The organism is Amycolatopsis sp., assembly GCF_035276945.1.
Lineage (GTDB): Bacteria > Actinomycetota > Actinomycetes > Mycobacteriales > Pseudonocardiaceae > Amycolatopsis_E.
On sequence record NZ_DATELF010000103.1, the window covers coordinates 44,560 to 57,506 of the forward strand.

Annotated in this window: 11 protein-coding genes; 2 read left to right on the plus strand and 9 right to left on the minus strand. The window is 66.5% G+C overall.

Features of this window, described 5'->3' with window-relative positions:
• Nucleotides 1-159: 159 nt before the first annotated feature.
• Nucleotides 160-798: a TetR/AcrR family transcriptional regulator gene (locus VJT49_RS18220; RefSeq protein ID WP_324166040.1), complete on the plus strand. Its 639-nt coding sequence runs from the start codon at nucleotides 160-162 to the stop codon at nucleotides 796-798.
• Between the two features lie 215 nt (nucleotides 799-1,013).
• Here VJT49_RS18220 and VJT49_RS18225 read toward each other — a convergent pair whose 3' ends face one another.
• A complete protein-coding gene (locus VJT49_RS18225) occupies nucleotides 1,014-2,141 on the minus strand; it encodes an acyl-CoA dehydrogenase family protein (protein WP_324166041.1) in 1,128 nt (375 codons plus the stop codon).
• A gap of 332 nt (nucleotides 2,142-2,473) precedes the next feature.
• On the opposite strand from VJT49_RS18225, the gene VJT49_RS18230 reads away from it, so the two are divergent.
• A complete protein-coding gene (locus VJT49_RS18230) occupies nucleotides 2,474-3,205 on the plus strand; it encodes a TetR/AcrR family transcriptional regulator (protein WP_324166042.1) in 732 nt (243 codons plus the stop codon).
• On the opposite strand, the gene VJT49_RS18235 is transcribed toward VJT49_RS18230, so the two are convergent.
• From VJT49_RS18235 to VJT49_RS18270, 8 genes are all read right to left on the minus strand, one after another.
• Nucleotides 3,094-3,975, minus strand: a complete 882-nt coding sequence (locus tag VJT49_RS18235) for an alpha/beta hydrolase (RefSeq protein WP_324166043.1) — start codon at nucleotides 3,973-3,975, stop codon at nucleotides 3,094-3,096. The genes VJT49_RS18230 and VJT49_RS18235 overlap by 112 nt on opposite strands.
• Before the next feature lie 82 nt (nucleotides 3,976-4,057).
• On the minus strand, nucleotides 4,058-5,143 hold the full coding sequence (locus VJT49_RS18240) for an ABC transporter ATP-binding protein (RefSeq protein WP_324166044.1): 1,086 nt from the start codon (nucleotides 5,141-5,143) through the stop codon (nucleotides 4,058-4,060).
• Nucleotides 5,140-7,065 (minus strand): dipeptide/oligopeptide/nickel ABC transporter permease/ATP-binding protein, encoded by a 1,926-nt coding sequence (locus VJT49_RS18245; protein ID WP_324166045.1) that lies wholly within the window; start codon nucleotides 7,063-7,065, stop codon nucleotides 5,140-5,142. The genes VJT49_RS18240 and VJT49_RS18245 overlap by 4 nt, the downstream gene beginning before the upstream one ends.
• The gene (locus tag VJT49_RS18250) at nucleotides 7,062-8,009 is read right to left on the minus strand and encodes an ABC transporter permease (protein ID WP_324166046.1); all 948 of its coding nucleotides are present in this window, start codon (nucleotides 8,007-8,009) and stop codon (nucleotides 7,062-7,064) included. The genes VJT49_RS18245 and VJT49_RS18250 overlap by 4 nt, the downstream gene beginning before the upstream one ends.
• Before the next feature lie 101 nt (nucleotides 8,010-8,110).
• Entirely contained in the window at nucleotides 8,111-9,469 is a 1,359-nt protein-coding gene (locus VJT49_RS18255) for an ABC transporter substrate-binding protein (RefSeq protein WP_324166047.1), read from the minus strand.
• A gap of 889 nt (nucleotides 9,470-10,358) precedes the next feature.
• A complete protein-coding gene (locus tag VJT49_RS18260; protein WP_324166048.1) occupies nucleotides 10,359-11,192 on the minus strand; it encodes a mycofactocin-coupled SDR family oxidoreductase in 834 nt (277 codons plus the stop codon).
• 107 nt (nucleotides 11,193-11,299) lie between these two features.
• Nucleotides 11,300-12,391, minus strand: a complete 1,092-nt coding sequence (locus tag VJT49_RS18265; protein ID WP_324166049.1) for a hypothetical protein — start codon at nucleotides 12,389-12,391, stop codon at nucleotides 11,300-11,302.
• Complete coding sequence (locus VJT49_RS18270; protein ID WP_324166050.1) at nucleotides 12,392-12,946, minus strand: UGSC family (seleno)protein; 555 nt, start codon at nucleotides 12,944-12,946, stop codon at nucleotides 12,392-12,394.
• Nucleotide 12,947 lies beyond the last annotated feature (1 nt).

Below are 12,947 nucleotides of genomic sequence, written 5' to 3' on the forward strand. Positions count from 1 at the left end.
GCCACCCTCCCGAACTGTGCGCGCAACGCGGCGACGTGCGCGAAAGGAACCGGCCGGAGCCGGAGATCCATTTCGGCACTCCGCAGAGCAGAGACGATACGGATCGTCTAGAATCGCGTGCGCTCCGATGGTGATGCCCGCGACCCCAGTGAGGTGCCAGTGCCAGACCAAGCAGCGACATCGAAGCCCCAGCCGAAGCGCAAACCGCCGTCCAGCGGCAATCGGCGAAATCCCCACACCCACAAGGCGGTCATCAAGGCCGCCCTCGAGCTCTTGAAAACGGTCCATTACCCCGCTCTCACCATCGAATCCATAGCCGCCGCGGCGGGCGTCGGCAAGGCCACGGTCTACCGTTGGTGGCCTTCCAAGGGCGCGCTCGTCGCCGAAGCCATCTCTTCCACTCTCACGGTCGAGGACCCACCCGACACCGATGATCTCCGCGCCGATCTCATCGCCGCCGCGGAGATCTCCATCCGCAACTACGCCTATCCGTCGAGCGGCGTCCTCATCACCGCCCTCGCCGCGGACCTGGCAGAGGACCCGGAGTTGCTCCAGTCGTTCGTCAGCACCTTCGTCCAGCCCCGACGCGCACTTGTCCGGAAACTGCTCCAACGCGCGATCGACGAAGGAGTCATCGCACCCGACGTCGACCCCGATCTCATCATGGACATGTGGGCCGGAGCCGTGATGTACCGGCGCGCATTGAATCACACCCCCATCGGGAACACCTTCGCGGAGGAACTGGTCGAGGTGTTCCTCTCCGGAGCACCCGCACACAAACTCGGCAAGTCGCCGTGACGCGTTGAGCCGGAACACCCTGAACAAGAGCACCTGGGCAAACTGAACGATTGGCCCGCCGGTGCCGGCATCCGCCGGCCGATCCTCTGTTCGAAATCTCTCGCACGATCGCCGCACGATGAGGTGCGGCGAATCGATCATCTCCGCATCGCCAAACCGTTCCGTCAGCGCAGTTCCCGAACGCCCTCGGAAGCCATCGGTCCGGCCGGCATGCCTCAGATCCCGGTCTGCCGAACCAGCACCGCACGGTGACAGGCCGGAGTGCCGAGGAAGAGCTGGCTCGCCTTCGCCCGCTTGAAATACAGATGAGCAGGATGCTCCCAGGTGAATCCGATGGCCCCGTGGATCTGGATACTCTCGGCCGCCACACGGACATACGCCTCCGAGCAACGCACCTTGGCGAGGCTTGCGGCCATGCGCAGATCCGCGGCGTCGTCGGAAACTGCCCAGGTGGCATAGCGCAGGGCCGCCGTGGCCGCCTCCAGCTCCACGAAGAGATCGGCGCACCGGTGCTTGATCGCCTGGAATCTGCCGATCACCTGCCCGAACTGGACTCTGCTTCGGGCATACTCGAACGCTGTCTCGAGCACTCTCCGAGCTCCGCCGACCTGCTCGGCGGCCAGACTCACCGCGGCCCGGTCCAGCATCCTCGACACCGCGGCCCATCCCTCGCCCTCGACGCCGATCAACCGGGCAGGCGTCGACTCGAAGACAAGTCTCGCCAGCTTGCGCGTCTGGTCCAGGGTCGAGAGAGCCTCGGCGGTGTAGGTGCCGGCAGACTTCTCCACGGCGAACAAGGAGACGCCCGCGGGAGTGCGCGCAACGACAAGGACCAGGTCGGACACGCTCCCGTCGACGACGTAGGTCTTCTCGCCGGTCAGGCGCCAGGACCCGCCGTCCTTGACAGCCGGCATTCTCACGCCGGCTTCGTCCCAACGACCGCTGTCCTCGGTCAACGCGACCGTCGCGATCGTCTCTCCGCTGGCGATGCCGGGAAGACAGTCTCGCCGCGCGGCCTCGTCGCCGCTGACGGCCAGGAGGGTCGCGGCCAACGCGACCGTCGAAAAATACGGAGCGCACACCAGCGCCCGGCCCATCTCCTCGAAGACCACCGTCAACGCGTGCTGGCCGGAACCGGATCCCCCGTAGTCCTCGCCGATGCCGAGCCCAGGCAGGTCGAGCTGGCTCACCATCTGTTTCCAGACAGTGGGGTCATAGCCCTCCTCCGTCCCCATCAGGCGCCTGACCTCCGACTCGGGCGACTTTTCCGCGAAAAAGCGCCGGAGTACCTGCCTCAGCTCCTCATGCTCATCGCTGAAACCGAGAATCACTGAGTGCCCCATTCGCCGTCTCGACAAAGTTTCGGGGCCGGACAATGAACGCACCGTCCCCTCTGCGCGTTCGCCGCCCAACTCGCGCTTCGTGGCGCCGCCAAGAGCACCCGGGAGAGCGCGGAAACCACACGCAGACGCTCGAAGGCCGCCCTCGAGCCTAGGCAACGGCACCACCCCTTGTCAAGACGATACGACTCGACACAAGCCCCGCCGCGACGCGGTCGACGCAAGTACCCGCCACTCCACCGTCACCCTGCGTGGTTCCCACAAGCGACCGGTAGACTGTACTTAACTAACGCCCAGGGGGCCTTGTGACCACAAGGAGAAGGAGTGGGAGATACGTGCAGAAGCGAGCCCCGGCGCCGAAACAAAAGCCTGCTCAGTCGAGCGGCAATCGGCGAAACCCCTACACGCACAAGGCCATCATCAAGGCCACCCTCGACCTCTTGAAGACCGTTCACTATCATACGCTGACGATCGAATCCATCGCCGCCGCGGCAGGCGTCGGCAAGGCCACGGTTTACCGCTGGTGGCCGTCCAAGGGCGCGCTCGTGGCCGAAGCCATCTCCTCCACCAACATCATCCAGGACCCGCCCGACACCGGCGATATCCCCGCTGACCTCCTCGCCGCCGCCAAGATCGCCGTCCGCAGCTTCGCGAGCCATCCCGGCGGCGTTCTCATCACCGCGCTCGCCACGGATCTTGTCGCGGACCCCGAACTGCTCCAGTCGTTCGTCGCCAACTTCATCCGACCTCGACGAACTCTGCTCCGGGATCTCCTCCAGCGGGCCATCGACGAGGGATTCATCGCACCCAACGTCGACCCCGACCTCATCATGGACATGTGGGCAGGCGCCGTGATCTATCGCAAGCTCATGGCACAACTGCCGGTCGACGACAAATTCGCGGCGCAGCTCGTGGATGCGTTCCTTCTGGAAAAGCGGACCGGACACGCTCCGGATCACCTTTCGACACGGCGCGATCCCGATGTTCGGGCCACTCCTCGTCGCACCGGCGCCAGGGCGGCTTCGGCGAAACGCAGGAACTCTTCTGGGGACTCACGCAGGAAGTAGTGCGTTCCTTTCGGCCGGTACAGCGACATGCCGGGCTGCGCCTCACGCATCCGGGCGATGATGCGATCATCGAAGAAGCCGCTCTCGGCCGCCCAGAGGACCGTGATCGGCGCGGTGATTCGCGACCAGCACTCCCACAGGTACGGATTGCCTTCGACGATCTCCGTCTCGTACAGCCAGTGCAATTCCGGATCGGCTCGGCGAACCACCTTTCCCACCCAGTTCGTCCGATATTCGTGCTCCAGCGCTTTGCGGTGGAACTCGTCCTGCCACGCGGGGTTGAGCGCGCGAAGGTGGCCGAGCGTCTCCTCCGGCGAATCGAACCAGCTGCGGCGGTTCCGGCTGAACTCACGTAACGCGAGTGCTTGGTCACGGGGTATCTCCGGCCCGCATTCCGAAAGGAGCAGATGGCGGAGCCGGCCGCGCCATGTCGCCGCGAACGCGATCCCGATTCGCGATCCGAGAGAATGCGACGTGTACTGGATCTCCTCGATTCCGAGGTGGTCGAGCAGGCCGGCGAGATCGCTCGCGAAAGCCTGGACCGAGTAGCCGTCCGCTGCCCAGCCGCTCCTGCCGTGGCCCCGCAGGTCGACGCAGATGACGCGGCGGGTGGCCGCGAGCCGCTCTGCCACCGAGTCCCAGACGTGAAGTTCCCGATTGAGGCCGTGCACAAGGAGCGTCGTGTCATCCGCGTCGGCGTTCCACACCGTGTAGTGAAGCTTGATGTCGTGTGGCTGGGCAAAGCCGTCTATCTCCGGCCCCTGGCTCACTGCTCCTCCTGCCATCCCGCACTCGGGCTCGAGATTCGTTGTCGTGGCTCCCCATCTGCCTGGCAACCCACTGCCGCTCCACTCACCGGTCGCGCTCCCTCACGGTGGGTGCGGGTGGCTTTCCGAGGACCGCGACCGGGCTACCGTCGAGCCTCGGACCCGAGGTATGCAGATGGCAGCGGATACTCGTTCCGTCCCTCGTCTGGAACGCCGGCGGTGGTTCGACGGAGCACTGATCCATCGCGTACGGGCACCGGGTGTGAAACCGGCAACCCGACGGAGGGGCGGCGGGGTTGGGAACATCGCCGCGGAGGACGACGCGCCGGCGCGTCCGCTGGATCTGAGGATCCGGCACCGTCACCGCCGAGAGCAGCGCATGGGTGTAGGGATGCCGGGGATTCTCGTAGACGTCGCCGGCCTCACCGATCTCGACGATTTCCCCAAGGTACATAACCGCTATGCGGTCGCTGACGTGACGAACGAGGGCAGGGTTGTGCGCGATGAAGAGATAGGCGACGCCGAGGCGCTCTTGCAGGCTTCCCAGCAGGTTGATGACCTGGGCCTGGGTGGACACGTCGAGCGACGACACCGGCTCGTCGAGAATGATCAGCCGTGGTGCGGCCGCGAGCGCGCGGGCGATCGCCATGCGTTGCAACTGCCCGCCGGACAGCTCCCGCGGGTAGCGCTCGAGGTGGGAGCTCGGCAACCCGACGAGCGACACGAGCTCGTGGAGCCGAGCCGTGCGGTCCATGCCCCGGAGCCCGAGATGGACCTCCAGCGGCTCGGCAACGCTCGCCTCGAGCGTCTGGAGCGGGTTGAAGGCGGAAAAGGGGTCCTGGAAGACCATCTGCGCACCGCTTCGCAGGCCCCGCAGGCGGCTCCGGGCGGATGCGGTGACGTCCTGGCCCTCGAAGTGCACCGATCCACTGGTCGGATCGAGCAGCCGCAGGGCCAGGCGCCCCAGGGTCGACTTGCCCGAGCCGGACTCACCGACCAGCCCGAGCGACTCGCCGGGGCGAACCGTGACACTCACGTCGCTCACCGCGTGGACGTGGGCGCGAACCCGCCGCAAGAGGCCGCCCCGGACGGGGAAGGTCATCGAAACATCGCGCAGCTCGAGCAGCGGCGCACCGCTTGTGCGGAACTTGTCGTTCAGTGCCGCGCTCATGACCTGCCCGCCAGATCAAGCTCCGCGGTGCGGGTGCACCGGCTGAGGTGATTCACCCCGGAGGCGATGAGGGGGATCTCCCGGGCGGTGCACGTGTCCCGCACGAAGTCACAGCGAGAGGCGAGCCGGCAGCCGGCCTTGATGGTAGCGAACTCGGGAACCTGGCCGGGGATCACGTACAGCTCCGAGCGCGGCTTGGCCTGTTGCGGCATGGCTTTCAGCAGGCCGCTGGTGTACGGGTGCCGCGGGTTCTTGAACACCGCGTCCACGTCACCGGTCTCCACGATCTGGCCCGCGTACATCACCGCGACGCGCTGGCAGATGTCGGCGACCACACCGAGATCGTGGGTGACGAACAACATCGCCATGTCGAGCTCGGCACGCAGGTCACGCAGAAGTTCGAGGATCTGGGCCTGGATGGTGACGTCCAGCGCGGTCGTCGGCTCATCGGCGATCAGCAGCCGCGGACGACACACCAGTGCCATGGCGATCATCGCTCGCTGGCGCATGCCCCCGGAGAACTCGTGGGGATAGGACTCGGCGCGGCCGCGGGGGATCCCGACCAGCTCCAGTGCTTCCCGCATCAGCCGGTTCGCCTCGTCCCCCGAGGCTCCCCGGTGCCAGCGCACCACCTGCGAGATTTGCCGGGCGATGGTCATCGCCGGGTTGAGACTCACCAGAGGGTCCTGGAATACCATGGCGATCCCGCTTCCGCGGACAGCCGCCAGGTCGCGGAAGGGGAGCGACAGCAGATCACGACCCTCGAACCAGATTCCCCCTCCGGTGATCATGCCCGGAGGAGACGGCAACAGACGCATGATCGACAGCGATGTCACGGTCTTGCCGGATCCGCTTTCACCGACCAGGCCCAGCGTCTCGCCGGGTGCGATCGAGAACGATACGTCGTCCAGGACTCCCACCCTGCCGGTGGGAGTCGCGAACTCTACCGCCAGCCGGTCGACGACGAGAAGGTCCTGACCATCTCGCGGAGGTGTGAGGGCGCTTCTGGGCTCAGCCTCCCGGGCGACCATCGTCATTCCGAGGCGGCCCCGCCTGCGAGGCGGTGCCGACGACCCGAGAGCCACGCGCAGCCCCTCACCGAGCAAGTTGAAGGCCAGCACCGTCAAGACGATGGCGACACCCGGCGGGATCACCTCCCACGGATGTGCCAGGACAGTGTCCGTCGCCTGCCTCAGCATGCTGCCCCAACTCGCGCTCGGGGGCTGGACGCCAAGACCGAGGAAGCTGAGCCCCGCCTCGGCAAGCAACGCGAACCCGAGAAATACCGACGCCTGCACGATCAGGGGTGACAGCACATTGGGAAGCAGATGGCGCCACAGGATGCGACGTGTGGGAGTGCCGATGGCGCGGGAGGCGTCGAGAAAGATCTCTTCGCGCACGGCGAGCGCCTGAGCTCGAGTCAGCCGGGCCAGGCTCGGAACGGCGCCGACGGCGACCGCGATCCCGGCGTTCAGTAGGCTGGGGCCGAGCGTCGCCACGATCGCGATGGCCAGGACAAGCGCCGGGAAGCTCTGGATCGCCTCCATCACCCGCATGAGGAAGACGTCGATACCCCGGCCGAAGTAGCCGGACAGCAAACCGATGGGGACGGCGACGGCAAGCGCGACGCCGACGACCAGCACGCTGAACCGTAGGCTGACGCCGGCGCCCTCGAGGATCCGGCTGAACGTGTCCCGGCCGAGGCCGTCGGTACCGAGCCAGTGCTCGGCGGACGGTCCCGAGAACGGGGACACGTCGAGTTGAGCCGAGGGGTCGTAGGGCGCGAGAGCCCGGTGAAAGATTCCCGCCGCTGCCACGACGATGATGAAGGCGAGCGGGAACAGCGCGACGGGATCGCGCCGGAACCGGCGAGCGGCCCGACGGAACTCCCCCTGCCTTCGTCCGGGCTTGTCGACACTCATGAGGCACGCACCTTGGGATTGAGATAGCCGTAGGCGATGTCCACCGCGAGATTGGCCACGACGTTGGCGACCACGAACAGGAGGGTCACCGCCTGGATGACCGGGACGTCCTTGTTGCTGACGGCTTCGAGCATGTACATCCCGATGCCCGGAATGCTGAAGATCTGTTCGACGATGACGGTGCCGCCGAGTATCGCCCCGACCTGCAGACCCATGACGGTGACCGCCGGAATGGCGGAGTTCTTCAGGGCGTGGCCCACGACGACCTGGCGGGTGGTGCCGCCCTTCGCCCATGCTGTCCTGATGAACGCCGACTGCATGGTGTCGGTGAGGCCGGCCCGCACCTGCCTGGCCAGGATCGACAGAGCCGCGAGCGCGAGTGCGACCGCCGGCATGATGATCGTTTGTAGCCATGCCAGCGGGTCCTCGGTGAAACTCGTGTAGCCGAAAGGCGGTAACCACCTCAGGTTGATCGCGAACAGCGCGATGAGCACGAGAGCGACCCAGAACGGTGGCATCGACAGTGCGAAGCTGGTCAGGAACATCAGCCCGCGATCCAACGGCCCCCGGGGACGCAGTCCGCCGAAGACACCGACAGCCAGGGCGAGCGGTACTACGAGCACGAAGACGGCGATGGCGAGACTCGCCGTGACCGGTATGCGCTGGGCCAGCTCGGCGGCGACGGCATGCTGCGAATAAAGCGATTTGCCGAAGTCGAGCCGCAGGGCAGCGCCGAGCCAGGTCCAGTACCGCGCCAGGAAGGGCTCGTCGAGATGCAGCTCCGCGCGGATCTGCGCGACCGCTTGAGGCGATGCGTCGGCGCCGCCCGCCAGAGTCACAGCAGGATCACCTGGCACCAGTGCGACCAGGCTGAACACCAGGAGCGACATCACCACGAGCAGTGGAACCGCGATCAGTAGTCGTCGTCCGATCAGTCCGAGCACGGTACTCCCTTCCCTGTGGCAGTGGGGACAGCGGATCCGCCGGCGGCGGGCTTGTGCCGAGCGGTCGTCGGCGAGACACCCCTCGAAGTCACTGTCGCCGCCTAGTTCTTGACGAAGATCGAATCGAACTCGGGGTAGCCGAATGCGCTGAATTTCGGCGTCCCTCCTACCCGTGCGGTGTTCCAGCCCGCGATCGTGGGGTAGGCGACGATCGGCACGACGTAGGCGTGCTCCGCGACGATCTGCTGCGCCCTCTGATACGCCGCGACCGCGGCGGGATCGTCGGGGGCCAGGCCGGCGGCCTCATTGACGGCCTGCATCACGTCGGGACGGTCGGCACCGCAGAGGGCGAGCAAACCTCCCGGCGCGAAGTGCCTGGCGAAAACGCCGTAGTCGGTGCTCCCGATGGTGGCGAAGAGCATCGCACCCGGCTTCTGCGGAACGATGAAGCCCGCCGCGATATCCCGATCGGCCACTATGTTCGTCCTGATGCCGATGGCCTGAAGCTGAGACTGCAGAACCTCCGCCTCGCCGCCGAAGTCCAAGGGGGTCGGATAGTGCAGGTCCACCACGGTGTCCCGGACGCCGGCCGTCGCGAGGAGTTGCTTCGCCCTCTCGGGGTCGTACTTGACGACGTCCTTCGCCGCCTTGTCGAAGTTCTTGTTCTCCTCGCGATAGAAGCTGTACGCGGGTACCGTCTTTCCCGCGAACGCCAGCTTGGCGTAACGATCCCGGTCGGTGCCGAGCTGGACAGCCTGGCGGAAGGTCTCGTTGTCGAACGGGGGCTTTCCGGTACACATCGCGAGCTCGACGTTGAAGACGGCAGACACTTGTGTCGTGAATCCTCCGCTTCGCCCGACACTGTCGGCGTTGTCGACCGGCACGTAGCTGGCCCAGTCCAGCGAACCGGCCAGGAGCCCGTTCACCTGCTGCGGGCCGGTCGGGGTGTTCACGATGTCGACGCCACCCAGCCGCACGTTCGCCGCATCCCAGTACCCGGGGTTCTTGCGCAAGGAGAGTTGCTGCTGCGGCGTGTTCTCGACCAGAGTGAACGGCCCGGCGCCGACCGGCTTGGTGTCGATTTCCCCCGGATTCTCCGCGATCTGCTTCGGGGACATGATGGCACCGTCACGCTGGGACATCTCGATCAGGAATTCGCCGGCCAGAGGCTGTTTCAGCCGCGCGAGCACCGTCAGCGGGTCGACGACCTTGACGTCCTCGAGGGCCTTCATCGCCGGATCCTGGCCCCCCTTGGCCGCGGGCGTCGCCGGCGTGCGCGCCCGCAGGAGGCTGGTCCTGACGGCGTCGGCGTCATAGGCCGATCCATCGGTGAACTTCACACCCGGGCGAAGGGTGATATTCACGGTCCGGGGGTCGACGACCTCCGCCCCGGCGGCCATACCAGGCACGATGGTGCCGTCCTCCGACTGCCACATCAGGGTTCCGAAGACCGCTGACATCCAGATTACGTCGGGAGCAAGCGCTGACTGCGTGGGGTCGAAGTGCGCCCCGGCGACCGGCAGGGGGTATCCGTACTTCAATACACCCGCTGGGTCGGCGCCTCCGCCACCCGCACCGCCCCGGCCGACCGACCCGCAAGCGGTCAAGGCCGTCACCAGCAGGGCGACGAGTGCCACCGACCGTGCTCGTATCAAACCGGTCCGTCCCATGATGTCCTTTCCCGTCGGCGACCCCGCTGGATCGTCCGGCATCGAGATCGTGGGGTGGCAGATCTTTCGCGCCGCACCGAACCGTGTACGCGACGGTCCTTCGAAAGGTTTCTCCACGATGGCGAGAGAGCGGTCGGTTCCTGCCATGGCCGAATGGCGGTGAAGACGAATTCGGTCGAGGTCGTACGCCGCTTCGGCCTGATCGCGCTCGAGGTGCGTTTCCAGCATCCGACGATGCCGCGAATTCGTCGTTGTCTTCAGCCGCCCCGCGAACGCTCGGCACGTGATCGTCGGGTCTTCGGCCGGTATGAGCCACCGGTCATTCATGGCATGCCACCTCGTCGTGCCAGCGCGATATCACCGTCGCCTCACCCGTCGCGGGAGCGAATGTGAAGTCAGCCAAGTGTCTCCGCATCGAAGGCTTCTGTCAAGACACTACGTTCCGTCTCGACCCGGACGCCGGGAGTCCATCGAAACGATACGAATCGTCTGGTGGGCGCGCTCCCCTGGCGCGTACCAAGACGGGATCAACGATGATCATCGCTGCGATGGGCGAGACACCGGGAGCTGTCGTCACCGATCTTCCGGCCGACTTCACGAAAATGTCGTCGGCTCGGCAAGTCCTAGAACGACCACGCGCCGCCGGTGTTCCGGGGCCGCGTGCCGTCCCGATTCAGGCTTACCGCAGGAGGAAGCCGGCGTCGACGGGAAGCGCCACACCGGTGATATAGCGCCCCTCGTCGGAGACGAGAAAGAGTACGGCGTTCGAAACGTCCTCGACCTCGATCCAGGGGACCGGCATCGCGTTGATCGACCGATAACCATCGATGACGTCGTCCAGCCCGGGGGACCGCAGATCCGGCCGGAAAAGCCGATACATGGCGTCGTTACGAACCATCGTGGTGTCGACCGTCGACGGGCAGATCGCGTTGACCCTGATCATCTCTGGAGCGAGCTCGGCCGCGAGCGCCTTCATCAGGCCCACGTTCCCCGTTTTCGCCGCCACATAGTGAGCCATGTTCTGCGCGCCGGCCAAAGCGGCGCCCGAGCTCGTGATCACGATAGAACCACCGCGGCCGCCCGCACGGAGGTGCGGGATCGCGACCTTCGCGGTGTGCCACACGCCCGTGAGATTGACGTCGATGGTGTCGCGCCAGCCCTCGTGGGACAGGTCTTCAGCATGGCCGAACGCGCCACCCATGCCGGCGTTCGCCAGAACGATGTCCAAGCGGCCAAGCGCCGCGACACCGTCGTCGACCGCTGCCTTCAGCGCCTCGTAGTCCCGGACGTCCGCCTTGGTGGCGATGATGCGGCGGTCGAGAGCCTCGACCGCCTTCACCGTCTCGGCGAGGTCTCCGGGTGTCGCCATGGGGAATGGCACGGTTTCGATCTGCTCGCAGATGTCGACCGCGATGATGTCGGCACCCTCCGCCGCGAGGTGCAGCGCGTGGCTACGGCCTTGCCCACGAGCGGCGCCGGTGATGAAGGCGACCCGTCCCTCGAGACGTCCCATGACAGAATTCCCACTTCTCTCCGAGTACCGCCTGGCATGACCTGGTCCGCACCACGGTCGCTCAACGTGCCGGCAACGGGCAGGGAGCCCTGCCCCGGGGCTCCGCCTCAGCGTGGCAGCGAGATGCGCTCCGAACAGGGGGCTCCGACCTTGAAGGCCCCGCAGGGGATGATCTGATTGCAGTGGACGTCACCGGCCACGACGATCTGGATGTCGGCCGGCGAGTCGTAGGCGCGGATGACCGCGTCCGGGTCATCCCACTCCGGGTCGAGCTCCCATTCCTCCGGCTCGTCGGCCAGCGCGGTGGCATAGACCTTGCGGTCCCGGATCGGCATGACCGCGCGCTCCCAGACCGCCTCCTGCAGCGCCTTCCGGCTCCAGCCAAGGGCGTCGACGTAGCGGGCGGTCTGCGGCGTGAGCGCCACCGTGGTGAAGGTTCCGGTTGCCGCAGGGACTCGGGCCAGGTAGTGCGCTGTTCCGCCCGGAGCGACGATTCGCGCGGCGATGGTGTTGATGAGCCCCTCCGGCGTGGCACCACGTGCGCCCGGCTCTGGCGGAATCATGAGCAGCGCCTGGGTGCCCTCCGCGGCGATGACGGTGACCACGTTGTCCGACGCCTCGAAGCCCCTGGTCGTGTGGTACGGCGTCCACGGGCTCATTTCCTCGTACTCGGCGAAGCAGAACGACAACTTGACCGGTGATCCCTGGGACGCTGCGTCGCCGATCCCTGGCCGACCGCCTCCGATGTTGATCAGCACAAGGCGAATCGCCCGGCCGATCGTCACGTTGGCGTGCCAACCCGGGCCCATGCATCCCACGCCACCCGCTATGCCCAGTTCGTTCCGGATCGGGCCGTTGACGACGAGCATCGGGCCGTACGGCCCCGTGCTTGCCTGGATGGTCATCAGGCCGAACTCCGGCCGCAACATCGCGCGGGTAGCGGCGAGCACCACCGGGAAGTACTCAGGCCGGCAACCTGCCATGACCGCGTTGACGGCAATCTTCTCGACGACCGCCTCGCCGTTGATCGGCGGCACGGCGCCCAGGCTCGTGGCCGGATCGACGCCTCCGGCCTCGACCATTCGCTCGACACGCTCCGGGGTGGGAACGACGACAGGAAGGCCGTCGGTCAGCGCTGCCTCCAGGAGCGCCTCGGCCGCGGATTCCTCATCGGCGGCCGAGAGTCGCTTGCTGATCACCTACGCCGCCACCTGCCAGCGAGCCGCCTTCCGGTCACGGCCCTCCCACAGGCCGACGATGCGCGGCACCAGTACCTTCGCGATGGTGTTCATCTCGTCGTCGCTTCGACCCTGCATCGGGTACGGAACCTCGACGGCGGGAAGATCGACGATCCCGGAACGATCCACCAGCGCCTCGAACATCTCCCAGAAATGGGCCGTGATGACCCCGACGTTGGGGATGCCGACCTCGGTCAGAACAGTGGAGTCCCGCGCCGTGCCGGCTGTGCAACCGCCACAGTGACCGAAGACCAGGGCCACGGCGGCGCATTCGCTCAGCGCCGCGAGCTCTTCGTCGCTGTAGTTCGAGCTCGGATCGGCCTTCTCGAACAGAACCAGATCAGATGTGCCGAGCGCGTCGCTCAGGTGCCGTCCGAGAATGTCGCGGAAGCGATCGGAATCGGGAAATCCGTTGGACACCACCCCGATACGCACCGGAGGGCACAAATCGGCGCGCAGGTCGTATTCGATTACCTCCCGCGCCGGCCGGCCCGCGGGATCCAGGTAGATCACCACG